Source organism: Mesorhizobium sp. WSM4830, assembly GCF_055811495.1.
Genome location: NZ_JBVVQI010000006.1, coordinates 149,316 through 174,091 on the forward strand (window position 1 = coordinate 149,316; position 24,776 = coordinate 174,091).

General features: G+C 62.4%; 27 protein-coding genes and 1 tRNA gene. 15 read left to right on the forward strand and 13 right to left on the reverse strand.

Annotation, left to right across the window (positions count from 1 at the left end; translation table 11 throughout):
- The first annotated feature begins 63 nt into the window (after positions 1-63).
- The gene (locus AC0L2Y_RS10765) at positions 64-936 is read left to right on the forward strand and encodes an aldo/keto reductase family oxidoreductase (protein ID WP_473555945.1); all 873 of its coding nucleotides are present in this window, start codon (positions 64-66) and stop codon (positions 934-936) included.
- A 107-nt stretch (positions 937-1,043) separates the two neighbouring features.
- Here AC0L2Y_RS10765 and AC0L2Y_RS10770 read toward each other — a convergent pair whose 3' ends face one another.
- Entirely contained in the window at positions 1,044-2,102 is a 1,059-nt protein-coding gene (locus tag AC0L2Y_RS10770; protein ID WP_352491890.1) for a glycerophosphodiester phosphodiesterase family protein, read from the reverse strand.
- A gap of 288 nt (positions 2,103-2,390) precedes the next feature.
- Between AC0L2Y_RS10770 and speB the strand changes: the two genes are divergently transcribed.
- Genes speB through AC0L2Y_RS10785 form a run of 3 tightly spaced genes read left to right on the forward strand, consistent with a single transcriptional unit; the run spans position 2,391 to position 5,194 of the window.
- Entirely contained in the window at positions 2,391-3,398 is a 1,008-nt protein-coding gene (gene speB, locus AC0L2Y_RS10775; protein ID WP_473555949.1) for an agmatinase, read from the forward strand.
- Positions 3,399-3,427: 29 nt separating this feature from the next.
- Positions 3,428-4,354, forward strand: a complete 927-nt coding sequence (argC, locus tag AC0L2Y_RS10780; protein ID WP_473555950.1) for an N-acetyl-gamma-glutamyl-phosphate reductase — start codon at positions 3,428-3,430, stop codon at positions 4,352-4,354.
- Complete coding sequence (locus AC0L2Y_RS10785) at positions 4,355-5,194, forward strand: aminoglycoside phosphotransferase family protein (RefSeq protein ID WP_473555953.1); 840 nt, start codon at positions 4,355-4,357, stop codon at positions 5,192-5,194.
- Here AC0L2Y_RS10785 and AC0L2Y_RS10790 read toward each other — a convergent pair.
- Positions 5,184-6,278: a COX15/CtaA family protein gene (locus AC0L2Y_RS10790; RefSeq protein WP_473555955.1), complete on the reverse strand. Its 1,095-nt coding sequence runs from the start codon at positions 6,276-6,278 to the stop codon at positions 5,184-5,186. The genes AC0L2Y_RS10785 and AC0L2Y_RS10790 overlap by 11 nt on opposite strands.
- Positions 6,279-6,429: 151 nt before the next feature.
- On the opposite strand from AC0L2Y_RS10790, the gene AC0L2Y_RS10795 reads away from it, so the two are divergent.
- Complete coding sequence (locus AC0L2Y_RS10795) at positions 6,430-6,657, forward strand: DUF2842 domain-containing protein (protein ID WP_473555957.1); 228 nt, start codon at positions 6,430-6,432, stop codon at positions 6,655-6,657.
- Here AC0L2Y_RS10795 and AC0L2Y_RS10800 read toward each other — a convergent pair.
- The gene (locus AC0L2Y_RS10800; protein ID WP_352566117.1) at positions 6,654-7,712 is read right to left on the reverse strand and encodes a polysaccharide deacetylase family protein; all 1,059 of its coding nucleotides are present in this window, start codon (positions 7,710-7,712) and stop codon (positions 6,654-6,656) included. The genes AC0L2Y_RS10795 and AC0L2Y_RS10800 overlap by 4 nt on opposite strands.
- Before the next feature lie 89 nt (positions 7,713-7,801).
- Here AC0L2Y_RS10800 and AC0L2Y_RS10805 point away from each other — a divergent pair, with 89 nt between their 5' ends.
- Positions 7,802-9,031: a GNAT family N-acetyltransferase gene (locus tag AC0L2Y_RS10805; RefSeq protein WP_473555959.1), complete on the forward strand. Its 1,230-nt coding sequence runs from the start codon at positions 7,802-7,804 to the stop codon at positions 9,029-9,031.
- A gap of 21 nt (positions 9,032-9,052) precedes the next feature.
- On the opposite strand, the gene AC0L2Y_RS10810 is transcribed toward AC0L2Y_RS10805, so the two are convergent.
- The gene (locus tag AC0L2Y_RS10810) at positions 9,053-11,302 is read right to left on the reverse strand and encodes a GumC family protein (RefSeq protein ID WP_473555961.1); all 2,250 of its coding nucleotides are present in this window, start codon (positions 11,300-11,302) and stop codon (positions 9,053-9,055) included.
- Between the two features lie 255 nt (positions 11,303-11,557).
- Between AC0L2Y_RS10810 and AC0L2Y_RS10815 the strand changes: the two genes are divergently transcribed.
- The 7 genes from AC0L2Y_RS10815 (at position 11,558) to AC0L2Y_RS10845 (ending at position 17,655) form a co-directional block, all read left to right on the forward strand.
- Positions 11,558-12,121 carry a polysaccharide biosynthesis/export family protein gene (locus tag AC0L2Y_RS10815; protein WP_254817578.1) on the forward strand — a complete coding sequence of 188 codons (564 nt, stop codon included), beginning with the start codon at positions 11,558-11,560 and terminating at the stop codon, positions 12,119-12,121.
- Between the two features lie 12 nt (positions 12,122-12,133).
- Positions 12,134-13,258, forward strand: coding sequence for a glycosyltransferase (locus AC0L2Y_RS10820; RefSeq protein ID WP_473555964.1), 1,125 nt, complete (start codon positions 12,134-12,136; stop codon positions 13,256-13,258).
- A gap of 116 nt (positions 13,259-13,374) precedes the next feature.
- The gene (locus AC0L2Y_RS10825; protein ID WP_473555967.1) at positions 13,375-14,910 is read left to right on the forward strand and encodes an undecaprenyl-phosphate glucose phosphotransferase; all 1,536 of its coding nucleotides are present in this window, start codon (positions 13,375-13,377) and stop codon (positions 14,908-14,910) included.
- Positions 14,907-16,196, forward strand: coding sequence for an O-antigen ligase family protein (locus tag AC0L2Y_RS10830; RefSeq protein WP_473555969.1), 1,290 nt, complete (start codon positions 14,907-14,909; stop codon positions 16,194-16,196). Before AC0L2Y_RS10825 ends, AC0L2Y_RS10830 begins: the two co-directional genes overlap by 4 nt.
- Positions 16,197-16,232: 36 nt before the next feature.
- Positions 16,233-16,309, forward strand: a tRNA-Pro gene (locus tag AC0L2Y_RS10835).
- Between the two features lie 770 nt (positions 16,310-17,079).
- Positions 17,080-17,313, forward strand: a complete 234-nt coding sequence (locus tag AC0L2Y_RS10840; RefSeq protein WP_473555970.1) for a hypothetical protein — start codon at positions 17,080-17,082, stop codon at positions 17,311-17,313.
- A gap of 147 nt (positions 17,314-17,460) precedes the next feature.
- On the forward strand, positions 17,461-17,655 hold the full coding sequence (locus tag AC0L2Y_RS10845) for a hypothetical protein (protein ID WP_473555973.1): 195 nt from the start codon (positions 17,461-17,463) through the stop codon (positions 17,653-17,655).
- 38 nt (positions 17,656-17,693) lie between these two features.
- Here AC0L2Y_RS10845 and AC0L2Y_RS10850 read toward each other — a convergent pair whose 3' ends face one another.
- The gene (locus AC0L2Y_RS10850; protein WP_292658621.1) at positions 17,694-18,152 is read right to left on the reverse strand and encodes a YbaK/EbsC family protein; all 459 of its coding nucleotides are present in this window, start codon (positions 18,150-18,152) and stop codon (positions 17,694-17,696) included.
- Between the two features lie 119 nt (positions 18,153-18,271).
- Positions 18,272-18,550, reverse strand: coding sequence for a helix-turn-helix domain-containing protein (locus AC0L2Y_RS10855; RefSeq protein ID WP_352566102.1), 279 nt, complete (start codon positions 18,548-18,550; stop codon positions 18,272-18,274).
- A gap of 316 nt (positions 18,551-18,866) precedes the next feature.
- On the opposite strand from AC0L2Y_RS10855, the gene AC0L2Y_RS10860 reads away from it, so the two are divergent.
- Positions 18,867-19,058, forward strand: a complete 192-nt coding sequence (locus tag AC0L2Y_RS10860; protein ID WP_023674514.1) for a hypothetical protein — start codon at positions 18,867-18,869, stop codon at positions 19,056-19,058.
- 126 nt (positions 19,059-19,184) lie between these two features.
- Here the strand turns inward: AC0L2Y_RS10860 and AC0L2Y_RS10865 are convergent, their stop codons facing one another.
- The 7 genes from AC0L2Y_RS10865 to AC0L2Y_RS10895 form a co-directional block, all read right to left on the reverse strand.
- Positions 19,185-19,526 (reverse strand): hypothetical protein, encoded by a 342-nt coding sequence (locus tag AC0L2Y_RS10865; protein ID WP_352566101.1) that lies wholly within the window; start codon positions 19,524-19,526, stop codon positions 19,185-19,187.
- Between the two features lie 74 nt (positions 19,527-19,600).
- Positions 19,601-20,143, reverse strand: a complete 543-nt coding sequence (locus tag AC0L2Y_RS10870) for a MerR family transcriptional regulator (protein ID WP_023674511.1) — start codon at positions 20,141-20,143, stop codon at positions 19,601-19,603.
- Between the two features lie 244 nt (positions 20,144-20,387).
- Positions 20,388-20,711: an integration host factor subunit alpha gene (locus AC0L2Y_RS10875; protein ID WP_352662763.1), complete on the reverse strand. Its 324-nt coding sequence runs from the start codon at positions 20,709-20,711 to the stop codon at positions 20,388-20,390.
- Positions 20,712-20,815: 104 nt separating this feature from the next.
- Positions 20,816-21,787, reverse strand: coding sequence for a beta-ketoacyl-ACP synthase III (locus AC0L2Y_RS10880; RefSeq protein WP_352491875.1), 972 nt, complete (start codon positions 21,785-21,787; stop codon positions 20,816-20,818).
- A gap of 9 nt (positions 21,788-21,796) precedes the next feature.
- Entirely contained in the window at positions 21,797-22,867 is a 1,071-nt protein-coding gene (gene plsX / locus AC0L2Y_RS10885) for a phosphate acyltransferase PlsX (RefSeq protein WP_352491874.1), read from the reverse strand.
- A gap of 123 nt (positions 22,868-22,990) precedes the next feature.
- Entirely contained in the window at positions 22,991-23,539 is a 549-nt protein-coding gene (locus AC0L2Y_RS10890) for a YceD family protein (protein ID WP_352491873.1), read from the reverse strand.
- Positions 23,540-23,580: 41 nt separating this feature from the next.
- Positions 23,581-24,120 (reverse strand): ubiquinol-cytochrome C chaperone family protein, encoded by a 540-nt coding sequence (locus AC0L2Y_RS10895; RefSeq protein ID WP_473555978.1) that lies wholly within the window; start codon positions 24,118-24,120, stop codon positions 23,581-23,583.
- 114 nt (positions 24,121-24,234) lie between these two features.
- On the opposite strand from AC0L2Y_RS10895, the gene AC0L2Y_RS10900 reads away from it, so the two are divergent.
- A complete protein-coding gene (locus AC0L2Y_RS10900; protein WP_352491872.1) occupies positions 24,235-24,768 on the forward strand; it encodes an outer membrane protein assembly factor BamE in 534 nt (177 codons plus the stop codon).
- The last annotated feature ends 8 nt before the right edge of the window (positions 24,769-24,776 follow it).

A 24,776-nucleotide genomic window follows, 5' to 3' on the forward strand; every position in this document is an offset into this window, starting at 1 on the left:
GTACCCAATTATCATGAGATCGGACAGCGTCTATCTGTGCACCATTCCTGAAGGAGAAAGACCATGTCCAGCGTCGACCAGTCCGGCACATTCATCCTCGGCGACCGCAGAGTGAGACGGCTCGGCTACGGCGCCATGCAGCTCGCAGGGCCCGGCGTCTTCGGCCCACCAAAAGACCGCGACGCGGCATTGGCCGTGCTGCGCGAAGCCGTCGCGCAAGGCGTCAATCACATCGACACCAGCGACTTCTATGGCCCGCACGTAACCAACCTGTTGATCCGCGAAGCGCTCGCACCCTATCCCGACGACCTCGTTATCGTCACCAAGATCGGCGCCCGGCGCGGCAAGGACGGATCGTGGTTGCCGGCCTTCTCGGCCCAGGAACTCGCCAAGGCCGTGCACGACAATCTGCACAATCTCGGACTCGACGTGCTGGAGGTGGTCAACCTTCGGGTCATGTTCGACGCGCATGGCCCCGCCGAAGGGTCGATCGAGGCGCCGCTTGCGACGCTGGCCGAGCTCCAGCGCCAGGGCCTTGTGCGTCACATCGGGCTGAGCAACGTCACCGCTGCGCAGATCGCCGAAGGCCGCAGGATCTGCAGGATCGTGTGCGTGCAGAACCAATACAATCTGGCGCATCGGGGCGACGATACCTTGATCGACGATCTGGCCCGCGACGGCATCGCCTATGTGCCGTTCTTCCCGCTTGGCGGCTTCAACCCGCTGCAATCGTCGACCTTGTCCAAGGTCGCGGCACGCCTCGGCGCCACGCCCATGCAGGTCGCGCTCGCCTGGCTGCTTCGCCGCGCGCCGAACATTCTTCTGATTCCCGGCACGTCTTCAGTTGCGCATCTCGGGGAGAACCTCGCCGCGGCGGAACTCGAACTGTCGGACGATGTTCTCAAGGAGCTGGATGGCGTGGCGATGGCCGCTTGACCTGCGGACGAGGCTCGAGGTGCCTCCAGCCGGTGTTGGAGACTGGCGAAGGCGGTGATGAGCCAATCTCCCCCCTCGTGGGGAGATTGGCAGCGCGACCGCCGCTCCTAGTTAATGCTGGCCGTATTCGCCGGCTCGGCCGGGCGCTTCTCACCGGCATAGGGCACGCGAAAACCGTTCGCCGCCAGCCAACCGATGGCGGCCCTCGGTTCGTCGGTCTGGATGATGGTGGCGCCGCGCTCGACCCAGAAGCCGTAGGTCTCGCGCGGCAGGCTGGCCGCGACCGCCAGCTCGTCGCCGCGGCCACCGGCGAGGAAGCCGCCCGGCTTGTTGACGATGGCGTAGGTGTCGGCCCAGATGTGCCAGTCGCCCCTCACCGCCAGCGCGCGCATGTGCGGGCTGAACAGCGGACCGCCGTTCTCGGTCAGCGTCTCTGATCCTGCGCGCCAGTTGATCATCTCGACCGCGCGCACCGGGAAGGCCCGGCTGACTTTCTCGGCAAACATGGCGTCGCGAACCGCGTCATCGGCGATGATCGGCATGAACTGGAAGCCGCTGCCGATCGCGTCCATGGCAGCCCTGACCGTAGTGATCCGCTCCGCATTCCACAGGTTCTCCTTGACGATCACCTGTTCGGCCATGCCGAGGTCGCGCGCAACCGCAATCATGCCCGCCAGGCTATCGACATCGAGCTTGTTGTCGAGATTGACGAGGATCCTGTCCCTGGTCGCCATCAACATTTCCCCCAACGTCGAGACCGTCTCGCCCGTAACGGCGCCGGTGCCTTCGATCACCAGCCGGCAGGTCTTGAGTTCGGCCAGCGTCCGCTTGACCACCTCGCCCCTACAATTCGTGGTGCGGTCGAGCCAGCTGTCATGCATGACGACGAATTCGCCGTCCTTCGAGCGCCTGATGTCGACCTCGACGATTTCGGCGCCCATTGCGATCGACGCCTCGACGGCGGCGATCGAGTTTTCGGGATAGAGCGTCTTGCCGGCCTGCATGCCACCTGCGCGGTGCGCGGCCACGATCACATGGTCGCGCCATTGGTTGGCGTGCTCGAACCGCTCAAGAATCTGCCTGGCGCGCGTTTCGCCTGCCGATGCATGACCAAGGGAGACCGCCAACGCCGCGGAAAGCAGAAGGCTCAGCCAAATCGTTCGCATGAGAATCGCTCCGTACCGGGATCGCACCCCCCGTTAAGCGATGCCCGTGACAGGCAGGTGAACGAAGCCGGCTTGCAAAATGCCGGAAAATCAGGTCAGCGCCGGCCGAAGCAGCCGTCGGCGGCTACTTTCGGTTGTTTGCCAGGCAGTCTCCTGGCCAGCCATGCGGGGTTTGCCTGGCGAGCAAGGATTTGTGACCGGATCGAATGGCCATGATCCTCCGCAGGGGTCGCAATTCTGAGAATTATGTCCAATAAGGTTGCGCGCCGACGCACAGGAGATCGCTTCATGCCGCCAAGGACCATCGATCACGCCTTCACCACCCGCTCCAGGACGGGTGCGTCGTTCGAGCCGACCTATGCCGGCGCGCTGTCGTTCATGCGGCGCAAATATTCGAAGGACGTGAAGGGCGCCGATGCAGTGGTGTGGGGCATTCCCTTTGACGCCGCGGTCACCAATCGGCCGGGCGCGCGTTTCGGACCGCAGGCGATTCGCCGCGCCTCGGCCATCCTCGACAACGACCCGCAATACCCGTTTTCGCGCGACCTGTTCGAACGTCTCGCCGTGGTGGATTATGGCGATTGCCTGCTCGACAGCGGCAATCACCAGAAGACGCCTGCTACAATCGAGCGCGAGGCAGCGAAGATCCTGAAATCCGGCGCCTTTCTGCTGTCACTCGGCGGCGATCACTTCGTCACCTGGCCGCTGCTCAAGGCGCATGCCGCCATCCATGGCCCGCTGGCTCTGGTGCAGTTCGACGCACACCAGGACACCTGGCCCGACGACGGCAAGCGCATCGATCACGGCTCCTTCGTCGGCCGTGCGGTCAAGGAGGGCATCATCGACCCCGACCGGTCGATCCAGATCGGCATCCGCACCCATGCGCCCGACACGTTCGGCATCAAGATCCTGTATGGCCATGAAGTGGAGGAAATGCGTGCGTCCGACATCGCCTATGCCATCGTCGACCGTACCGGCGGCAAGAAGACCTACGTCACTTTCGACATCGATTGCCTGGATCCGGCTTTTGCGCCCGGCACCGGAACGCCGGTCGCGGGAGGCCCATCTTCGGCAAAGATCCTGTCGGTGCTGCGCCAGATCAACCAGATCGATATCGTCGGCGCCGACGTCGTCGAGGTTGCGCCAGCCTATGATCACGCCGATATAACGGCAATTGCCGGGTCGATGGTGGCCATGCACTATCTCGGGCTGCTGGCGGAACGAAAGGCGCGGCTCGAGGAAATGAACCAGGGCAATCACAGCGTTGCCGGATTGAATCTGGCAAGCGGCATATAGCTTTGAGATAACAGGAATTTTGGCAAGCAATGAAACCGAAAATCTTCATCGACGGCGAGCACGGCACCACCGGTCTGCAGATAAGGGCGCTGCTTGCCGAGCGCGGCGACCTGGAAATCATCTCCATCCCGACCGAGCGCCGCAAGGAGACGGCAGCGCGCGCCGAGTTCCTCAACGCCGCCGATGTCGCGATCCTCTGCCTACCGGACGCGGCCGCCAAGGAAAGCGTTTCGCTGATCGCCAATGACACCACCAAGGTGATCGACGCCTCGACGGCGCATCGTGTTGCCGATGGCTGGGAATACGGTTTCGCCGAAATGGACAAGGACCAGGCGAGGAAGATCGCTTCGGCGAAGCGCGTCGCCAATCCGGGCTGCTGGCCGCAAGGACCGATCGCGACGCTGCGGCCGCTGGTTGCGGCGGGGCTGTTGCCGGCCGATTTTCCGGTCACCGTCAACGGCATTTCCGGCTATTCCGGCGGCGGCCGGCCGATGATCGAGGATTATGTCGCCAAGGGGGAGGATGCGCCGGAATTCCTGCCCTACGGGCTGACGCTGCAGCACAAGCACGTGCCTGAGCTCAGGACCTATGCCAAGCTTTCGCACGATCCGATCATGCAGCCGGCGGTCGGCAATTTCGCGCAAGGCATGATCACGGTGGTGCCGCTGCAACTCGGCGGCCTCGACCATGTGCCGACCGGCGCCGAGCTGCATGCGGCGATCGCCGATCATTTCGCTTCCATCGATGGCGGCGTGGTCGAGGTGGCGCCGTATCTGCATCAGGAACGCATGCCTGACATCGATCCGGAGATCTATAATGGCACCAACCGGATGAAGCTCTACGTCTTCGCCAATGACGATCGAGCGCAGGCGCTGCTGCTTGCGGTCTACGACAATCTCGGCAAGGGCGCCTCGGGCGCCGCCGTGCAGAACATGGATCTGATGCTCGGCCTCTGAATGGATGCGCCGGCATTTCCAAAGCGCTGGAAGGTCGGCGCGCCCGAACTCGTCGCCGAAACGTTCAGCAGCCGCGTCTGGAAGGTCGCGCGTGAGGACGGCTCGCCGGCAATCGTCAAGGATCTAAAGCCTTTCGACGATGTCGAGGACGAGTTGCGTGGCGAGCATTTCCTCGCCTGGCGATGCGGCGAAGGCGCGGTGCGGCTGCTCGGCAGCGACGGCCACCGCATGCTGCTCGAATACGCCGGCGAAACCTCGCTGTCACAGATCATTGCGGATGAGGACGACAATGCCGCCACCGCCATCGCGGCGGAGGTGATGGCCAAGCTGCTGTCGCCGTCGACGCACCCTGCCCCGCCTGACCTTCAGCCGCTGCGGACACGGTTTTTCAGCCTGTTCCAAAAGGCGAAGGCCGATCGCGCCGCCGGCGAAAAGAGCCTGTATGTCGAAGCTGCCGAAATCGCGGAACGGCTGTTGTCCAATCCGCATGACGCGCGGCCGTTGCATGGCGACCTGCATCACGACAACATCATGCACGGTCCACGTGGCTGGCTGGCGATCGATCCGAAGGGCGTTTTCGGCGACCCGGGCTTTGATGCCGCCAACATGTTCTACAACCCACTCGACCGAGACGATCTTTGCCTCGATCCGCGGCGGATCGCCCATATGGCGCAAGTCTTTGCAGCAACGCTCGGCCAGACGGCGCCCGCCATACTGGACCACGCTATCGCCTTTGGCTGCCTGTCGGCTGCATGGCACCATGAAGATCGCAACGCGGTCGACGAAAACCGCGAGCTGGCGATTGCCGCGGCAATCCGGCGGGTGCGGCTCAGCCTCTGAGAGCAATCTCGTGGGGCAGCGGGTAAGCGCCCCTGGTACCGCGCCAATGCGCGGCGGCGAAGCCGAGCAGAACCAGCGCGAATGCCTGATGCGCCAAGGCCATGTGGAGCGGCACCTGCATCAATAGGGTGCCGATGCCGATCGACGCCTGCACCACGACAATCAGGAACAGCAGCGTCGCACGCCGGGCATGCGTCGTGCCCGGCAGGCGCCGGCGTGTTGCAATCATGTGCCAGAGCGCGACCGCGAAGATCGTTTCGGCGCCGGCCCGGTGGACGAACTGCACCGTCTTCGGATTTTCGAAGAAATTGCGCCATGCCGGCTCGAGCAGCAGCAGGTCGCCGGGCACCAGCTTGCCGTCCATCAGCGGCCAGGTGTTGTAGCTCAAGCCGGCGTCTAGCCCGGCGACCAGCCCGCCGAGATAGATCTGGACCAGCGCCAGCAGCACCAGGACGCCGGCCAGACGTTGCGTCGAGCGGTCGGCGGCAGGTTCCGAGTGCGGCGCCAGCCCACGCGCGACCACCATGGTCGCCGTGAAGATAAGTGCCGCCAACGTCAGATGCATCGCCAGCCGGTATTGGCTGACCGAAACGCGGTCAGCCAACCCGGACGCCACCATCCACCAGCCTATCGCGCCCTGCAGGGCGCCGAGAAGGAGGATGCCCGACAATTTCGTGCCGAGGCCCCGCTCGATGCGGCGCGTCGCCCAGAAGAACAGCAGCGGCAAGGCGAAGACCACGCCGACACTACGCGCCAGGATGCGGTGCACCCATTCCCACCAGAAGATCGATTTGAACGCCTCGATGCTCATGCCCTTGTTGAGTTCGGCATATTGTGGGATCTGCTGGTAGCGCAGGAACTCCTCCTGCCACTCCGCATCATTGAGCGGCGGGATGACGCCGTGTATCGGCTGCCATTCGGTGATCGACAGGCCGGAATTGGTTAGCCTTGTAGCGCCGCCGACCAGTACCAGCGCAAACAGCACTAGGAGCACGACATAGAGCCAACCGCGTACCAGCGCGCGGTTGCGAAGGTCGCGATCGCGGGCGGCGAAAGGCGCGGCATCGGATATGGCAGCAGCCATGGATTTGTCCCGGCAGTTGAAGTCGCGGATTGGTGAACCATCGCAACCCGGCTTGCAAGACCAGACAGCGCGGCACGCCGTCGCGCCGTTTCCGGCGGGTTGCGCGCATCGAATGTTCGGCCTAAGCGATAGCGGTCAACGAGATCGCGCCATGCCCATTCGCCTGAAAAAGCTGATCGGAAGCTTCCTGCTGGTAGTGCTGGTCACAGTCTATGCGCTGGTCGCCTCGATCGTGGCGGTTGCGCAGTTGTCGCAGTCCGGGCCGCTGGCGCACTTCCTCTTCTTCCTGCTCAGCGGGTTTTTGTGGGTGCTGCCGGCGATGGGCATCATCAAATGGCTGATCCTGGAGCCGCGGCCGAAGGGGCGAGGCAACAGTTAGATCGTCACAACCGTCTTGCCGGCATTGGCCAGCGGCGTCGTGACGCCCGACAACATTGTTCGGATGTGGGCGACGCTCTGATAGCGGCCATTGACCGAAATGCGCGGCAGGGCATGCAGGAAGCCGGCATGCTCGGCGCGGAGTATGCCGTGGCGGGTCGTCACCGCCGAGGCATAGCCGGCATCGCGGACTAGGCCGACTTCGCGGCGGCCGACGGCGCTGGCATAACCGTAGGGATAGGCGAAATGGCGCGGCTCCTCGCCGAGTTTGGCCTGCAATATGCGCTTGACGTCGCCGATCTCATGTCGCGCATCGCTCTCGGAAAGCCGCTTCAGATTGCAGTGATTGACGCTATGTGCGCCGATCGTCACCAGCGGGTGCTCGGCCATGGTGCGGATCTCGTCCCAGTTCATCAGCGTGCTCGGGCGCGGACCACCCAACACGATGCCGTTCGAGCGCGCCAGATCCCGCAACACCGCGCGCTGGTCCTGCTCGCGCACCTTCAGCGTCAGATGAGCGTGCAGGCGCGCATTGGCCTGGACCTTTTTTCCGGGACTCGAGCAGTCGATCGTCACTGCGCCATCCGGCGTCGTCAGAGTCAGGCGATCGCGCGCATTGACGATGTCCTCGACCACGTCCCACCACAAATCGGCAGCGCCGTCGATGAGTCCCGGCGCGACATAGATGGTGATCGGCGCGCCGTGTTTCTCCAGCACCGGCAGCGCCTCGGTCATGTTGTCTCGATAGGCGTCGTCGGCGGTGATCGTCGCAAACTGGCCGTCCTTGTCGCCAGCCTTGATGCGCTCGATGGCCTCGTCCAGCGTGACGAAACTGTAGCCGTTCGCCTTCATGTCGGCGATCACGGCGTCGAGAAACCCAGGCGCGATGTTCAAGTGGCGGTTGACGCCGTTCGGCTTTTCCGGCGTCGCGGTGACCCGATGCAGCATCAGGATGGCGCCGAGGCCGCCGATAAATGGTTTAGCCAGCGGAGCGAGACCGGAATAACGGGCGAGATTGAGCGCCAGTTTGCGGATTGCCTCGCCCCCGTCGATCATTCATTCACCTTTTGCGCCTAAGCTCATCAAGCATGGAATGCGCCTGCGCGGACCCCCAATCGCGACGAATACGCCCTAAGGATTGAGGTATGGTTGACGCCACCGCGTCATTTGACGGCAATCGGCTGGCAAGCAGCGAGGCGTCGCCGTGTGCCTTGCCGGCCGGCAAGGCCGGCCTGTCAACCTCGGTCGCCGATGGTGCGGCGCTGGCGGCGTACGCAGAATTCTGCCATTCGGCGCTTTTTGCCCCGGCGCAGAGCGCAGGCTGGATCCTGAACTGGGCCGCACATACCGGCGCCGACGTTGTCGTTGCGACGCTGCGCGCCGACGACAGGCCGGTCTTCTCGTTGGCGCTGGAGGTCACCCACAGTGGAGCGTTCCGCATCGCCCGCTTCATGGGCGGCCGCCATGCTAACGGCAATTTTGCCGCCGCCGACCCGCAATGGCTGGCGAATGCCGATAGTGCGGCGATCCGCTCGATGCTGGCTGCGATTGCCAAGGCGCGGCGCGACATCGATCTTGTCGCGCTGGAGCGGCTGCTGCCCGATCTCGACGGCGTTGCCAACCCGCTCTCCGCCTTGCCGCATTTTTCGAGCCCCAATCTGTCGCTGGCCGCCAGTCTTGTAGGAGGATTTGATGCGCTGCTCACCCGCGTGAGCGGCAAGCGCAGGCGCAAGAAGCATCGCTCGCAGGCGCGCAAGTTCGAGGCCGTCGGCAGCTATCGTCGCATCGAGGCGAGGACCGCGGACGAGGTGCACATGCTGCTCGATGCCTTTTTCGAGATGAAGGAATTCCGCTTTCGCAAGATGGGTATCGCCAATGTTTTCGGTGAAGCGGAGGTGCGCGCTTTTTTCCGCTCGCTGTTTACCGACGCGCTTCAAGAAGAAGATCCGTCCTTCGTCCTGCATGGGCTGGAAGTCGCCGGCAAGCTCCGTGCTGTCACCGGATCGAGCCGCTCGGGCAAGCGGCTGATCTGCGAATTCGGGGCGATCGCCGAGGATGACCTCGCACACACCAGCCCGGGCGACTTCCTGTTCTTCGAGAACATCCAGGAAGCCTGCGAGGCGGGTTTCAAAATCTATGATTTCTCGGTCGGCGACGAACCCTACAAGCGATTGTGGTGCGATGTCGAAACGCAGCATTTCGAGGTGCTGGTTCCGCTGACGCTGAAGGGTCGTGCGCTGGCGCTTGCGCTCAGGCACGGCGCAAGCCTGAAGGCATTCATCAAGCACAGCCCAATGGTCTGGAAGCTGACCAAGCTGCTGCGCCGCAAAGCGGTGGGGCGGACAGCACCGGCCGCAGGCGAAGACGACAGCTGATTTCGATTTGAGAAAACTACCTCAGGCGGCCGAGCGCCGTCCCGGCATTGGCCCCGGCGCCACATGGCCGATCGGTGTGACCAGCGTCAGGTCGGGATAGCCGCTCTCGATGAGCGCGACCGCGGCCTGCGTCACCTCGTCGTCCGGCTCCAGCATGGAGAGCAGGACCTCGGTCCCCTCGCCCACCAGGCGGCTGATGCCTTGCGCGTCGGCCGGCCCGCATTCGACCACGACCAGATCATAGGCGGTGGTCAGCGACTGCATGATGATCGGCAGCCGGTCGGCGGCGCGCATGGCGCGGACCGGATCGGCTGTGCCGACCGGAATAACGTGGCAGTCCGAATAGAGATCGGGGTGGATCACATCGCTGAACTGCGCTTGCGAGGCGAGCAGATCGGTGATGCCCGGAAACAGCCCGCTGTCCAGCATCGGCCGCGAGGCGGCACCCGAAGCGGTGAGATCAAGCAGCAGCACACGTAGCCCGGCGTCGGAGACTGCGCGCGCCACCAGCACCGCCGAGGCGGCCGCCTCGTCGCCTTCCGGCGACACGAATATGGCGCGGGCGGCACCGGTGGCGATCAGTTTTTCCGCGGCCTTGTCGATGTCGACCTCGCCGAGGACAGAACGTGCCGGTTCAATGTCTGCAGCAGCCATTTCAGAGTACTCCGGTTCGATTTTCTCGGCAGCCGCTTCCGCCACCGCGACGGGTTCCGGCTCCACTTTGGTCTCGATAATCTTGTCGTCGTCGGTCTCATCGATCTCGGCGGCTGCCGGTTCGGGCCGGGCAATCGGTGGGTCGGGCTCGGCCATTACGCGTTCGGCCTGGACAGCCGGCATCGCAACCTGCTCGATGCGCTCGAAATGGGCACCGGCGGCCGGACGCATGGCGCGGCCGGAAAACAGTTCCTGCAGCAGCGTGACGATCGCCATGATGAGCAACGAGCCGACAAAGGCCGCACTGACAATCGGACCAATCTTGGGGAAATAGGGTTCGGCCGGCACCTGGGCCTCCGAAAATACGCGAGCGTCGACGGGCAGGTAGTTGCGATCCTTGCGTGCGGCCGCCTGGAGATAGCTGGACGAATAGAGATCGAGCTGCTGACGCTTGGTCGCGGCATCACGCTGCAGCGCATCGAGTTCCACCTGCTCTTCGCCGGCGCGGGCGGACGCCGCCTTCAGCGTGTTAACGTCTGCCACGAGTTGAGCCTCTCGCGCCTTCGCCGTCTCGGCCTGCGCCATCAGACCCTTCATGATCTTTTCCGCTTCGTTGCGGATCTGGCGGTCGAGATCGGCGAGCTGCGACTTCAGCGCGCGGATGCGCGGATGGTTGTCGAGCAAGGTGGTGGAAAGGTCGGCGATGTTATTCTTGAGTTCGACTTGCCGCTCGCGCAGGCGCTGGATCAGTTCGGAAGACAACACCTCCGGAACGGCATCCAGCGAGCCGCCATTGCGCAACGCCCTACGCACGCCGTCAGCGGTCGCTTCCGCCGAAGCGCGGTTGGCGCGCACCCGTGACAGTTCGCTCGACAATTCGGACAGCTGCTGAGTGGCAAGCACCGAATTGTTGCCGCCCATCAAAAGATCGGACTGCGCACGGAATGCGGCAACCTTGGCTTCCGCCTCCTTCACCCGGTTCTGCAGATCCGCGATTTCAGGCGCCAGAAAGTCGGTGGCGGCGGAATTCGATTCGAGCTTGGCATTGCCCTTGGAGGCGATATAGGCGTTTGCAATGGCGTTCGGGATCGCGGCGGCAAGCTTTGGATCCTCTGACGAGAACTCGATTGCGATCGCGCGGGTTTTTTCAACGCCATAGACGTTGAGCTTCTCATGCATTGCGTCCAGCACGCGCTCTTCCAGCGGAATCTCGAACGGATCGCTTTTCAAGCCTACAAGGACAAGGGCGCGGCTCAGCGTCGACATCTTCAGCGCCTCGTCGAATTCGGGCAATTTCGCCAGGTTGAGCTTCGTCGCCACCTGCTTGAGGATGTCGGGGGACGAGATGATCTGGACCTCGGTGGCCACAGCCTCTTCGTCGGGAATCGACCGCTCGTTGCCGTTGGCCCCGGCTGGCCGCGTGAACTCCGATTCTCGAGGCCCGATCTCCAGCTTGGCTGCCGCCTTGTATTCGGGCGTTGCAAGCCAGGCGAGCGCAAAGGCCAGGCCGGTTACAACCAGCGCGACGAAAAGGATCCGCAGCCAGTTTCGCGCCAGGCTGGCGAAAAGCTGCCTGAGATCGACGTCGACATCTGCGGCCGCGGATTGAACGGACATGCATCCCTGCTCCGGTACTGAGTCAGCATGCACCGTAAACAACTATGGTAACTCAGCCGTTAATATCGCGGTAAGAACCTGTCAGGCTCTACTAACAAGCCGCAAACAAGAGGCTGAAAACCATCTGCATTTGTCGATCCGGCCCGTATCGGCCGCGCGCCTTTACCGGCCATTAACCCTAACAGGATGATAACCGAGCTCGATCGTTAAGGTTTGCCGCAGAGTCGCCGGCTATTCAAAGGTACGTGTCCGCTCATGAAAAGCACTGCTCCCCTTTTCCGCGCGCTGCTTGCCGTATCGATGCTTTCGGGCTGCTCCAGCTACCGGCCGACGCCGGCCGCATTCCATGAAGTTCTCGACCAGCCTTATCGCCTCGGCGCCGGCGACCGTGTCCGCGTAACCGTGTTCGAGCAGGAAGGACTGACCAATACCTACAGCGTCGACCAGTCCGGCTATCTCTCGCTGCCGCTGGTCGGCAACGTGCCGGCGCGCGGCCACACCGCCCAGCAGCTCGAGGGCGAGATCGCCGAGAAACTGCGCCAGGGTTATTTGCGGGATCCCGATGTTTCGGTCGAAATCGATCGCTACCGGCCGATCTTCGTCATGGGTGAAGTGGGTGCGGCGGGGCAGTATTCCTATGTTCCAGGCCTGACCGTGCAGAAAGCCGTCGCCATCGCCGGCGGGTTCACGCCGCGCGCCAACCAGGAAAGCGTCGACATTACCCGCGACATCAACGGCAAGGTAATAACCGGACGCGTGGTGACCTCCGACCCGCTGTTGCCCGGCGATACAGTCTATGTTCGCGAACGCCTGTTTTGATGTGCTGACCAAGTGGCGGACACACTCAGGATCGTCCACTGCTTTCGCTCACCGGTCGGAGGCATCTTCCGGCATGTGCGCGACCTGACCGAGGCTCAGGTCGCCGCCGGCCATGCCGTCGGCATCGTCTGCGATTCGACGACGGGCGGCGATTTCGAGGAACGGCTGTTCGAACAGATGAAAGACAGCCTGGCGCTCGGCATTCACCGCACGCCGATGCAGCGGCATGTCGGGCCAGGCGATCTCGCCTCGGCCCGGCGCACCTACAGGATCATAAAAGAATTGCGGCCGGACGTGCTGCACGGGCATGGCGCCAAAGGTGGCGCCTATGCCCGTCTGTTCGGCTCATTGTTGCGGGTATCCAGGTCTCGCGTAGCCCGCCTTTATTCGCCGCATGGCGGCTCGCTTCACTATGACGAGACCACCGCCATGGGGAAGCTGTTCTTCGCGCTCGAGCGCTTCATGGCTCGCTTCACCGATTGCCTGCTGTTTGTTTCCGATTATGAGCGGCGGACTTATCGCCGGAAGATCGGCGAGCCGCCCATTCCGAACGCTCTCGTCCACAACGGCCTGCGCGCCGCCGAGTTCGAGCTGGTGCGGACCGAGCACAAGGCGGCTGATCTCCTCTATATCGGCATGATGCGAGACCTCAAAGGCCCGGACATCTTCATCGATGCGCTGGGGCTAGCCGCGACCCGACTTGGTCGCCCGTTGACGGCGCTGATGGTCGGCGACGGCGACGACCTGCCGCGCTATCGCGCCCAGGTAAATCAGCTCGGCCTGGACGTCGGGTTCCTGGCGCCGATGCCGGCCAGGCTCGCCTTCACGCTGGCCGAACTGGTCGTCGTTCCCTCGCGCGCGGAAGCCATGCCCTATATCGTTCTGGAAGCGCTCGCCGCCGGCAAGCCGATCATCGCGACGTCGGTCGGCGGCATACCGGAAATCTTCGACACCGGCTCGCCTGCCCTGATCCGGCCCGACCCGCGCGAACTTGCCGATAAGATAAGCGCCGCATTGGCCGATCTCGACACCTACAGAGGCCTGATGCCCGGCCTCACCGACCTCAAAGCACGCTTCGGCGCCGATGTAATGGCCGCCGAAATCGAAAAGGCTTATTTCGCCGCGCTCAAAAAATAGAGCAACGGGTTTCCACCGGGCTGCTCCTGGTGAAAGCGTCTCCAAAGCCATCTGTTGTTTCAAGGGTTTCTTAGCTCTCTTTTGCTATTCACCTGAGGGAAACCTACGGACGCCCCATGAACGAAATCGACCCCGCGCGCCGTTTTTCGCTAGACGCGGTGCGCAAATTCGACGCCCCTGCCGAGAACAATACGGCCGGCGGCATGAACGATGTTGCCCGCCAGGTCGCCTCGCAATACCGGCGCGATACGATGTCGCCGATCATGGTGAGCGGCGTCCTGCGCATGGTGGAATTCGCGCTGCTGATGGTGTCAGGTCTTGCCGTCTATTTCTACTATGTCGGTTTTTTCAACTATCTTGCCTGGCAATACTCACTGACGATCGCCGCCACCTCGTTCCTCGCGGTCGTTCTGTTCGACGTCACAGACTGCTACCAGATCGTCGCGCTGATGCGGCCGATCGCCAATTTCGGCCGTCTCCTGCTGGTCTGGGCCGGAACATTCGCCTTGATGGCGCTCACCGCCTTCACCATGAAAATGTCGGAAGACTATTCGCGCCTGCTCTTCGGCACGTGGTTCGTCGTCGGTTTCGTGTTGATCCTGGGTCTCCGCCTGGTGATGTCGAAGCTGATCAGGCGCTGGGCGCGCGACGGGCGGATGGAGCGCCGCGCCGTCATCGTCGGCGGCGGCAAGGCGGCGGAGGTACTGATCCGCTCGGTGGAAAGGCAGCCCTACAACGACATCCGCATCTGCGGCATCTTCGACGACCGCGGCGACAAGCGGTCGCCGCCGGTTGTCGCCGGTTATCCCAAGCTCGGCACGATTTCCGAACTCATCGAATTTGCCCGCATCGCGCGCATCGACATGCTGATCGTATCGCTGCCGCTGACCGCCGAATCGCGCGTGCTGCAGTTATTGAAGAAGCTGTGGGTGCTGCCGGTCGACATCCGGCTATCGGCGCATTCGAACGCGCTGCAGTTCAGGCCGCGCGCCTATTCCTACATCGGCTCGGTGCCGATGCTCGATATCTTCGACAAGCCGATCAACGACTGGGATTCGGTCGCCAAGCGCGCGTTCGACATCGTCTTTTCGATCATCGGCATCATCGTGTTCTCGCCGGTGATGCTGGCGACCGCAATCGCGATCAAACTCGACAGCAAGGGGCCGGTGCTGTTCCACCAGAAGCGGCACGGCTTCAACAACGAGATCATCGACGTCTACAAGTTCCGGTCGATGTACACCGACAAGGCGGACCCGACGGCGAAGCAGACCGTGACCAAGAACGATCCACGCGTCACCCGCGTCGGCCGCTTCATCCGCAAGACCTCGATCGACGAACTGCCGCAGTTCTTCAATTCGCTGTTCGGTTCGCTGTCGCTGGTCGGGCCGCGTCCGCACGCCATTGCCGCGCAGTCGCACAACCTCCTCTACAATGAGGTGGTCGACGGCTATTTCGCCCGTCACAAGGTCAAGCCCGGTGTGACTGGCTGGGCGCAGATCAATGGCTGGCGCGGCGAGATGGACACCAACGAGAAGATTCGCATGCGGACGGAATACGACCTCTATTACATCGAGAACTGGTCGCTCCTGTTCGACTTAAAAATCCTGTGCCTGACGCCGATCCGCCTGCTCAATACGGAAAACGCGTATTGAGCGCGACGGCTTCTGAATTGCCGGCGGCGGCGGTCAACGCCAAGCTGATTGCACTGATTGCGTCGGGGGCGGTTTTCCTCGGCGTCTTCCTGTCCGGCTTCGTCATTGCCGAGCCCGCGCCGTACGACCTCTATATGATCGGGCTGATCGTGGTGTGGCCCTTGTTCGGCCTGCGGATACAGCGCGCGGCCGTGCCGCTGCTAGTGCTGCTGGTTATCATGAACATCGGCGGTATGATCTCGATGACGCAGATGTCGGACCTCGCCGGCACGCCGCTCTATCTCGCCGTCTCGCTGTTCCTGGCCCTCACCGCGGTTTTCTTCGCTTCCGTAACGGCCGTCCGGCCCAGTCTCTACCGGGTGATCTTCGTCGCCTATGTGGTGTCGGCGGTGCTGACTTCGCTGGTCGGCATAGCCGGCTATTTCCATGCCTTTCCAGGAGCGGAGATCTTCACCAAATACGACCGTGCCGCCGGCGCCTTCCAGGACCCGAACGTGTTCGGGCCTTTCCTGGTGCTGCCGGGCATCTACCTGCTCTACCTGCTGCTTACCGGCTCGGTCGCGCGCATGCCCCTATTGGCGGTGCCGCTGCTGATCATCACCGCCGGCATCTTCTTTTCTTTTTCGCGCGGCGCCTGGGGCATGTTCGCCGTTTCGGCGATCCTGCTGACCGGTGCCTTGTTCCTGCAGAGCGCCAGCGGCAAGTTCAGGCTGCGCGTTGTGGTCATGACCATCGCCGCCGTCGGACTGCTGGTCATCGCGATGATCGTCATCCTGCAACTGCCGGGCGTCGCGGAGATGTTCTCGAACCGCGCGCAACTCGAACAAAGCTACGACACCGCCCGCCTCGGCCGCTTCGCCCGCTACACGATCGGCTTTCAGATGGCACTGGAGCATCCGTTCGGCATCGGCCCGCTCGTCTTCGGCAAGATGTTCGGCGAGGACACGCACGACATCTGGCTGAAGATGCTGATGGATTACGGCTGGCTCGGCTTCGTGTCGTTCCTGACGCTGACGTGCTGGACGATCGCCGCCGGCTTCCGAATTCTGCTGCGCAACCGGCCCTGGCAGCCTTATCTTCTATGCGCCTATGTCGCCTTCATCGGCAATATCGGGCTCGGCACCTTCATCGACATCGACCACTGGCGCCATGTCTACCTGCTACTCGGCCTGATCTGGGGTGCCATCGCGCTCGAATACCGCCACCAGTGGCAGTTGCGGGCGGCGCAGCGACCGGCAATACCCGTTGCTGTTGCTTCAGGCAGGACAGCAACCGAATTCGGTTGACCGGAGCCGGTCTATCACGATACATCGCGACCGGTCCGGAGTGTAGCGCAGCCCGGTAGCGCACTTGACTGGGGGTCAAGGGGTCGTCGGTTCGAATCCGGCCACTCCGACCATTAAAATCCAAAGGCTTAGCCAGTTTTCCCCCAAACTGGCTATACAGACAATAGCCGCATTGCAGCCAGCGCAGCATACGCAGGCGCGTGATCTCATGAGGAATCGATCACGCATCACTCGTGCGCGAGGCAGGGATGCTGAAGTCTAGCCAAAAGCCCGCCGAGAAACCGCGCGGTAGTGGCTAGGTATGGTTTGGTAACCTTCACCGTGAGCCGTGTTCAATAAAAAAGGTCCCGCCGCACATGCCAGAACGGCGGGACTCGATCAGGCGCCTTGCATCAGGCAGGGGTGACTCGGGGGTTGGGCATGCCCGGTGCGCGCGGATCGTAGTGAACCCTAGGCGCATCAGCTGCATTGCGTCCACCAACCGTCGGTTGGAACGAACTAATTCAATGCGGACGGCTGGCCTGGCCTGAACAGGCGCGCGCTCAAGGCGTAGTTTCTTCCCGGGGAGGAGCTTTTTGGTCAGGACAATCAGGATAGGGCAATTCTTCACACGGAGGGGGCCGGTCGCGAACGCTGCCATAATATTCCGCGAGTTTTGCGAAACCATAGGCAAAGGCGAAAATAAGCGCGAGGACAACCGCTATTCGGACGGCCATACCGTATTGTAGCAGGATCCTTCCATTGGAGCGCGCGGCGTTTTGGTACGTTTGAATGTTGAGTTCGAAAAAGGTTGGTTTTAGTTGAATCGCCGTCGTCCGCAGTTGCAAGGGCGAGCGGACGCTTCGAAGATGCCACGCGCTTTCGCCCTTTCGGGAGAGATGCAATGTCGCTTCAAGGAGTTGCCTGTCCTGCCGAGCTGACCATGTTAACCAAAGCACTCGATGCCCGATGCCGTGAATTGGGCCTCGCTGACGGCGATCCAGGCAGAGACGTGCTCGGCCGCAGGGTGATGGATTTGTTCGAAAGTGGTCAGCTCAGCGCCGAAGATTTGAGACTGGCTCTGAGCGGCGAGATCTTTAACGCCAAGAATCCTCCGGCCGCAGCCGGTGGGCTTTGATACGGCAAGCGGCTATCCGCGCAGCCATTTGAATTACTGGCCCAGCGTAGGCTTCCGTGTGCGCAAGAGCGCGTGTGAACAAATGTGATTTTGCGGTCGGTGCCAGACGGGCTAACTTTACCCATCGAACGAAAGAGGAGAATGATCATGAAGACATTCCTCGCAATGGCCGCGGCACTGACCATGTCCATATCAGCTGCCTCTGCGGACTGCCCCGCGCATTCCAAGGTCCAGGCATCGGTTGACACGCAGACGAAGACAGCGAGCGTCGAGAAGGCCGATATGTCGACTGCCACGGACGCTCAGACGATCAAGAAAGAAGAGCCACAGAAGACCGAATAGCGGTAACGCTCAGCGGGTCCCACGACCCAGATAAATGGCTACTGGCAAACATCCACCCATTCGGCGCCAACGAGTTCCGCCATGCGTTGCGGGCTGAGCCGCACGGCGGCGTTGGTTGCGCCTGCGGCGGGGACGACTTCGTCAAAGGCGCGCAGCGAGACGTCGCAATAGACCGGCAGCGGTGACGGCAGGCCGAACGGACATACGCCGCCGACGGGATGGCCGGTCGCGGCGAACACCTGCTCGGCGTCCAGCATTCGCGCCTTACCGCCGAACCGGTCCTTGAACTTGCGGTTGTCCAGCCTGGAGACCCCGCCGGCCACGATCAGCATCGTCTGGTCGCCGGCGCGCAGGCAGATCGTCTTGGCGATCTGCGCCGGCGCTACGCCATGCGCTTCGGCGGCAAGAGGTACCGTCGCCGAGCTTGCCTCCGTGACGATGACGTCAATGTCGGGCGCGTGGGCGGCGAAGAAGGCGCGAACGGATTCGAGGCTCATCTCCAGCAATTTCCGTCTGGCGTCGCCGTGGCGGCCGGCAAGTCTACTACGCGGCCGAAAAAACGAAGCCCGCCAGGGCGACCCATGGCGAGCTCGTGGAATAAAAGCATGGCACGCCGCTACGACACGGATCGCCTTTTGGCGGGCAACACGGCTTCATCAAACAGAGCGCTTTCCGGAAACTGAAGCGCGGAGGCAATACGCCGACGTTTCGAGGGATCGGCATCCTTGCCGCTTTCAATGTCGGCAATCTCATAGGCTGCCAGCCCGCACGCCAGGGACAGCTCTTCGATGCTGTATCCACGGGCTTCCCGGGCGGTTCGGACAGCACTGCGTTCAGGCGTAACCGCGCTCGCCGCCAGTTCGGAGTAAGGTTCGCGTTTTGCTATTTGGGGCATTGGCAACTCCGTGGGATGAAAGAGTTAGATCAAATCATGTTGTTGCCTGAGACGATCGGGAGAATGCCCGCTCGCCGGTGATTTGCCAAGCATCAAAGATAGCGTCACGGCATCGTGAACCGACGCCGGAATGAAGGCGGATGCCGGCGAGCCGACATCTGGCCGGATCGTCGGCAGACACAGTCCGGAAACAAAATTCTACAGGCCGGAAAAACTGCCGAAAAACTCCAAGGCGATAGTCCCAACTGCAGCGCTCGAGTCACCGACCTGAATCAGTGACGCTCAAATTCCGCCTGCGCAAAAAGGAAACGATGTCATGAAGAAGCCTCTTCTCTCCGCCCTTGGACTTGCAATCGCACTTGCCCTTTCAATGCCGATCATCGGCGCAAGCAGCGCGAATGCAACGACGATGCACACCACCGTCAAGAAGCATCACCGCCATCACTACCATCACCGCGTCCACCACTACCGCCACCACCACAAGAAGGTTGTGGCGAAGAAGTACTGAAAACACCCTCGGGCGAACGACCGGCAAGCAGGCGTTCTGGTCCTTGATTAAGGGCGGCGCGCTTGCCGGGTTTGCCGTGTCGGCGAAAAATGGCGGCGGTCCGCCGACCACCGCCGTCTGCCTATCTCAACGTGCCGACCTTGAACGCGCTCGCGGCGCGTTTTGCTGCCGGCCAGTGAGGAACAGACTGGCGACGAGCCCGACCAGAACCAGCCCGACAGCGGCCGCTGTCGCCGGGTGATCTCGGGCGGTCTGCTCGATCGCCCGGCCTTGCCTTCTGATTGCCGGCAAGGCGTGACCGAGCCGCTCAGTGATATCCGAATAATAATCCGACGCGGTATCGCGCCCGTCTTCGTAAAAGGCGCCGCCCTGCTTCAACACGGCTTTCTTCAAGGTGGCCAGTTCCCTGGTCAAGGCCGCGACCTGCTTGTTCAGATCGGTGTCGGAGATGCTCGAAAGCGATGCCATGACGTACTTCCTTCATCTGCAGAAGGAAGCCTAACGCATGACCCCGAAGACCGTTCCGGTCAACCCGGCGGGCTCTAGCGAACCTGATCGAGCAGGCGCTTGCATTCCAGGAGGTCGAATAGCGCCTCCTGCAGCAAAGCGCGATTGTCACGGGAAAGTTTTGACGTGTCCGGCGGAACCGGGCCTTCCTCGTCGGTCTTGCCTATGCCGAAAAAACGACGGCTGGGTTTCACCCTCGGCTGGCCGACCAGCATTTCGTCGTCCGGGCCGCGCGGCTGCGCCGCTTGCGTCAGCGGTACCGTGTCAGCCTGTCGGCGCTGCGAGATCGCCTCGACCGCCGCCATGTCGCCACTGCCGACGGCGATCAGAAACTGGTTGCCGTTCTCGCGCAACAGCTTCTGCACGCCCTTGATCGTATAGCCCTGATCGTAGAGCATATGGCGAATACCCTTGATCAGCTCGACGTCCTGCGGACGGTAGTAGCGGCGGCCGCCGCCGCGCTTCATCGGCTTGATCTGGTTGAAACGCGTCTCCCAGAAGCGCAGCACGTGTTGCGGCAAATCCAGATCCTCCGCGACTTCGCTGATGGTGCGGAAAGCATCGGGGCTCTTGTCCATGGGCGAATCCTCACGCTAGAACATGATCGCGAAAGGCGGGAACCGGTTCGGGCGACATCACGCTTAACAAGGAGAGCAGCTTCCCGTCCCGCCGGAACGGATCACACCCAAATACCGATCCGGCCTACCGAATCGCATCTTATTTCAGCGGTTTATGAAACAATATTCAAGCCCGGCGCAAAAGCAGGGTTCGTTTTTCAACCGAAGCCTTGAGCATGATTCTCGGCAAAGCGGGAGTGGACGTCTACTTGCTGCCCTTGGCTTTGCTGCTTTGATGGGAGCGCAGGATACGGTTCTTCAGCACGTTCGATGATTTGAAGGTCATCACCCGGCGCGGCAGGATTGGCACTTCCTCACCGGTCTTTGGATTGCGCCCGATGCGCTCGTTCTTGGAGCGGACATGGAAGGTCGCGAAGGACGACAGCTTCACCGTCTCGCCGCGAACGATCGCTTCGCAGATCTCATTCAACACCGCCTCGACAAGCTCGGCCGATTCAGTACGTGACAGCCCAACCTTGCGGTAAACGGCTTCGGCGAGGTCGGCGCGCGTAAGTGTCTTTCCCCCCATACGAACCGTCCCATCAGCTCAAAAACATAAATCGATACAAGCAACGGCAGAACCTAAGTAATTGATCCGTCAAGGTCAAGGACCCGAACCCGATAGTTCGGCACTTACCAGCGGAGCAGAACCGCGCCCCAGGTGAAGCCCCCGCCCATCGCCTCGAGCAGCACCAGGTCACCCTTTTTGATGCGACCGTCGGCGACGGCCGCGGACAGTGCCAGCGGCACGGAAGCCGCCGAGGTATTACCGTGCAAATCGACGGTCACCACCACCTTCCGCTCCTCTATCCCGAGCTTTTTGGCCGAAGCGTCAATAATTCGTTTATTGGCTTGATGCGGCACGAACCAGTCGAGATCGGCGGCGCCGATGCCGGCCTGTGCGAACGTCGCCTCGATGACGTCGGTGATCATGCCGACCGCATGCTTGAACACTTCGCGGCCTTCCATCCTGAGGTGCCCGACCGTTCCTGTGGTCGACGGCCCACCGTCGACGAAAAGCTTGTCTTTGTGGATGCCGTCGGAGCGCAGGCTGGCTGCCAGAACGCCTCGGTCGGCGATGCCGCCTGCCCCCGTGCCTGCTTCCAGCACCATCGCGCCGGCGCCGTCGCCGAACAAGACACAGGTCGAGCGGTCGCTCCAGTCGAGAATACGCGAAAACGTTTCCGAGCCGATCACCAGCACCCGTCTGGCCAAGCCGCCGCGGATATAGAGGTCGGCGGTCGTCACAGCATAGACGAAGCCGGAGCAGACCGCCTGCAGGTCGAAGGCAAAACCGTGGTGCATGCCGAGCCGGTTCTGGATCTCGACCGCCGTCGCGGGAAAGGTGTTGTTGGGCGTCGAGGTCGCCAGCACGATCAGGTCGATGTCGTCAGCCGTCAGGCCGGCGCTGTCGAGGGCTGCGCGCGCTGCCGCCTCGCCCAGCGAGGCCGTCGTCTCGTCGTCGGCCGCAATGTGGCGCTGGCGAATGCCGGTGCGCTGGACGATCCACTCGTCCGACGTCTCGACCATGCCTTCGAAATCGGCATTCTTCATAATGCGGCGGGGCAGCGCGGCGCCCGTGCCGCGCACGACTGATCTGATCAATGCTCTTTCCTATTCCTTTGCGTCGATGACGACGTCGGATTTCCGGATTGTCTGGGCATTCGGATTGCGGGCATGGAACAGGTCGAGATCGGCCTCGATGCGATCAAGCAGATTGTTGCGCACCATGTCGTAGCCAAGCTCGATCGCCGCCGCAAAGCCATCCGAATCAGCCCCGCCGTGGCTTTTCACCACGATGCCGTTCAACCCGAGGAAGACGCCGCCATTGGAGCGGCCGACATCCATCTTCTCGCGCAGGCGATCGAAGGCGGTCTTGGCGAAGATATAGCCGATCCTGGCCATCAGCGTCCGGTTCATCGCCGCGCGCAGATAGCCGGCGATCTGCCTGACCGTGCCTTCCGCCGTCTTCAGCGCGATGTTGCCGGCAAATCCTTCGGTAACGACGACGTCGACACTGCCCTTGCCGATGTCGTCACCCTCGACAAAGCCGTGGTAGTTCATCGAGGCCATGTTGGCCTCGCGCAGCATACGGCCCGCCTCCTTGACCTCCTCCTGACCCTTGATCTCCTCGACGCCGACATTGAGCAGACCGACGGTCGGCCGTTCGATGCCGAAAACCGAGCGCGCCATGCCGGTGCCCAGAATGGCAAAATCAACCAGTTGATGCGCATCCGCGCCGATGGTGGCGCCGACGTCCAGCACCACGCTTTCGCCGCGCAATGTCGGCCAGAGCGCCGCGATTGCCGGGCGATCGATGGTCGCCATGGTGCGAAGGCAGAATCTGGACATTGCCATCAGCGCGCCGGTATTGCCGGCTGAGATGCAGGCGTCGGCAGTGCCTGCCTTGACTGCCTCGACGGCCTTCCACATCGATGATTTCCAGCGGCCATGGCGCAGCGCCTGGCTCGGCTTGTCGTCCATCCGCACTGCAATCTCGCAATGGATGAACTCGCTCACTTCCGCCAGCTTGGGGAATTTGGCGAGTTCGGGCCTTACCACTTCTTCACGCCCATAAATGACGAAGCGTATATCCGGACGGCGGGTGGCGACAGTCATGAGCGCCGGGACGACCACGCTTGGCCCGTGATCGCCGCCCATGGCATCGATGGAAATCCTGATCACGCGGTGTTCATCTCACGGTTGCTTGGCCAGCGGGCTTGCCAAGGTACGGGGCTCGCGAAGGTTCGGCGAAAATAACGGTTTTGGGCTGCCGCACAACCAACTTTTCTCAAATTGGGTCAGCCATCAGGATTTTCCCAACAGTGATCTGAGCTTCTGCTGGAATTCATTCTCCACAGGCTCGGCATCGCCGGCTGCTTCCAGCGACACACCGGGCTTGCGCGGATAGGGATCGATCGCCAAGCCAAAGAACTGCTCGGCAAGCGCCCCGACGTCGATCGTATCGCCCGAAAAGGTTTCCGGGCTGTCCGGGCCTTCGGCGTCGAGCAGGATCTCACCGCCGCCGTCGAAACCTTGCCGCCCGAGCTTGGATTGCTCTGGCAGGAACAGCGCCTCGACCGGCTCGTCGATATGCGCCTCGACCGGGTCAAGGGTGACGATGCAGGCCTGCGTTATATCGGCCTCGACATGGCCGCTGACTTTCACTCCGTTGCGCTTCCAGGGCTCGACCAGGAGTTCGACGCGATAGTTTTCGACCGAAAGCAGCTCGTGCTCGGCGGCCAGCAGGGCGCGCTGCCCGGCGTCGGCATCGATCACCACCGGCAGCCCCTTTTGCGGCAGCCGGGCGACGTTTGCCCGGAATGACACTGGGCTGTGGGTATCAGGATGTTTCATCTTCGCCTCCACTTCGCCACCTTCATTCGGCCTGCCGTCGCTCAAGCGTTGGCCACGGGAAATGCCACCGTGCCGGAAACGATCGATTCGGTCGGCTGTTCCGCGAGTTGCCTGGATGCATCGGCGGCATAAAGTGCCAGTTGCGACGCTTGCGGCCAGGCGCCGGCATCCGGCCGGACATTGCGGGCAAGGGCGGCGGCAAGCGCATCATGGTCATTTCGTTGCAGCGCATCATCATAGGCGGCAGTACGGCCATAAAACATCTTCGCCAGTTTCCGCATGCGCTTCGGCACGCCGACGTCGCCAATGCCAAGTTCCCGCAACGAATGTTCGACATCCATGAAGAACTCGTCGATCACCACCTGCGCTACCTCTGCCGCGGCACCGCCCTCGCCGCGCAACCGGTGCTGGAACAGGAACATGTGCAAGGACAGCATCTCGAAGCGGCCGAGCGGCGTGTCCGGCACGTTCCAGGCGGAATAAAACACCGTTTGCCGCGCCGCCGCCACGATTTGTGCGTAAAGCGCCTCGGTGATAGCGCGGTTGGCATGACGTTCGCGGCCAAAGAGGCGCTGGAACATTAGAGGGTGGTCTCCCGGGACCGTTTGTTGAAGTGGCCTTGTTGCATCGGCAAGCAAGCTGGTTTACCGGTTTTGCGGCCCAGCGCAAGTTGCGGCCAGCTTATGGAGTTGTAGTTGCGCGCGCTGAAATTCAAGTCGACTTTCCTGCCCAGGCCCGGCGGTGCGGTTTCGCTGCTGGTGATCGCTGCGGCACTTTCCGCCTGCAATTCGTCCAAGATGATCGGCGATCTCAATCCGAGCGAGACGCTGACGCAAGGCTACGTCATCGACCAGCAGTCGATCGACCTGGTGCCGGTCGGCTCAAGCCGCGAACAGGTGCTGCTGGCGCTCGGCACTCCCTCGACGAAGGCGACCTTCGATAACGAGGCCTTTTATTACATTTCTCAGACGCGCAAGCGCTATGTTGCCTTCGACAAGCCGCGGCTGGTCGACCAGCATGTGCTGGCGGTCTATTTTGGCGATGACGGGCGCGTCACCCAGATCGCCAACTACGGCTTGAAGGACGGCAAGGTGTTCGACTTCATCTCGCGCACCACGCCGACCGGCGGTAAGGACCAGAACTTCCTCAGCCAGATCATCAGTGGCGCCAGCAAGCTGGCGCCTGGTGTTCCCGGCGCCAGCGGCGGCAGCACGCTCGGCGGCACCTGATCCACCCC

Excerpts from the sequence above, each read along its gene's own strand:
- AC0L2Y_RS10765 (WP_473555945.1), top strand. The coding sequence starts at position 64 with ATGTCCAGCGTCGACCAGTCCGGCACATTCATCCTCGGCGACCGCAGA.
- AC0L2Y_RS10770 (WP_352491890.1), bottom strand. The coding sequence starts at position 2,102 with ATGCGAACGATTTGGCTGAGCCTTCTGCTTTCCGCGGCGTTGGCGGTC.
- speB (WP_473555949.1), top strand. The coding sequence starts at position 2,391 with ATGCCGCCAAGGACCATCGATCACGCCTTCACCACCCGCTCCAGGACG.
- argC (WP_473555950.1), top strand. The coding sequence starts at position 3,428 with ATGAAACCGAAAATCTTCATCGACGGCGAGCACGGCACCACCGGTCTG.
- AC0L2Y_RS10785 (WP_473555953.1), top strand. The coding sequence starts at position 4,355 with ATGGATGCGCCGGCATTTCCAAAGCGCTGGAAGGTCGGCGCGCCCGAA.
- AC0L2Y_RS10790 (WP_473555955.1), bottom strand. The coding sequence starts at position 6,278 with ATGGCTGCTGCCATATCCGATGCCGCGCCTTTCGCCGCCCGCGATCGC.
- AC0L2Y_RS10795 (WP_473555957.1), top strand. The coding sequence starts at position 6,430 with ATGCCCATTCGCCTGAAAAAGCTGATCGGAAGCTTCCTGCTGGTAGTG.
- AC0L2Y_RS10800 (WP_352566117.1), bottom strand. The coding sequence starts at position 7,712 with ATGATCGACGGGGGCGAGGCAATCCGCAAACTGGCGCTCAATCTCGCC.
- AC0L2Y_RS10805 (WP_473555959.1), top strand. The coding sequence starts at position 7,802 with ATGGTTGACGCCACCGCGTCATTTGACGGCAATCGGCTGGCAAGCAGC.
- AC0L2Y_RS10810 (WP_473555961.1), bottom strand. The coding sequence starts at position 11,302 with ATGTCCGTTCAATCCGCGGCCGCAGATGTCGACGTCGATCTCAGGCAG.
- AC0L2Y_RS10815 (WP_254817578.1), top strand. The coding sequence starts at position 11,558 with ATGAAAAGCACTGCTCCCCTTTTCCGCGCGCTGCTTGCCGTATCGATG.
- AC0L2Y_RS10825 (WP_473555967.1), top strand. The coding sequence starts at position 13,375 with ATGAACGAAATCGACCCCGCGCGCCGTTTTTCGCTAGACGCGGTGCGC.
- AC0L2Y_RS10840 (WP_473555970.1), top strand. The coding sequence starts at position 17,080 with ATGTCGCTTCAAGGAGTTGCCTGTCCTGCCGAGCTGACCATGTTAACC.
- AC0L2Y_RS10845 (WP_473555973.1), top strand. The coding sequence starts at position 17,461 with ATGAAGACATTCCTCGCAATGGCCGCGGCACTGACCATGTCCATATCA.
- AC0L2Y_RS10850 (WP_292658621.1), bottom strand. The coding sequence starts at position 18,152 with ATGAGCCTCGAATCCGTTCGCGCCTTCTTCGCCGCCCACGCGCCCGAC.
- AC0L2Y_RS10855 (WP_352566102.1), bottom strand. The coding sequence starts at position 18,550 with ATGCCCCAAATAGCAAAACGCGAACCTTACTCCGAACTGGCGGCGAGC.
- AC0L2Y_RS10860 (WP_023674514.1), top strand. The coding sequence starts at position 18,867 with ATGAAGAAGCCTCTTCTCTCCGCCCTTGGACTTGCAATCGCACTTGCC.
- AC0L2Y_RS10865 (WP_352566101.1), bottom strand. The coding sequence starts at position 19,526 with ATGGCATCGCTTTCGAGCATCTCCGACACCGATCTGAACAAGCAGGTC.
- AC0L2Y_RS10870 (WP_023674511.1), bottom strand. The coding sequence starts at position 20,143 with ATGGACAAGAGCCCCGATGCTTTCCGCACCATCAGCGAAGTCGCGGAG.
- AC0L2Y_RS10875 (WP_352662763.1), bottom strand. The coding sequence starts at position 20,711 with ATGGGGGGAAAGACACTTACGCGCGCCGACCTCGCCGAAGCCGTTTAC.
- AC0L2Y_RS10890 (WP_352491873.1), bottom strand. The coding sequence starts at position 23,539 with ATGAAACATCCTGATACCCACAGCCCAGTGTCATTCCGGGCAAACGTC.
- AC0L2Y_RS10895 (WP_473555978.1), bottom strand. The coding sequence starts at position 24,120 with ATGTTCCAGCGCCTCTTTGGCCGCGAACGTCATGCCAACCGCGCTATC.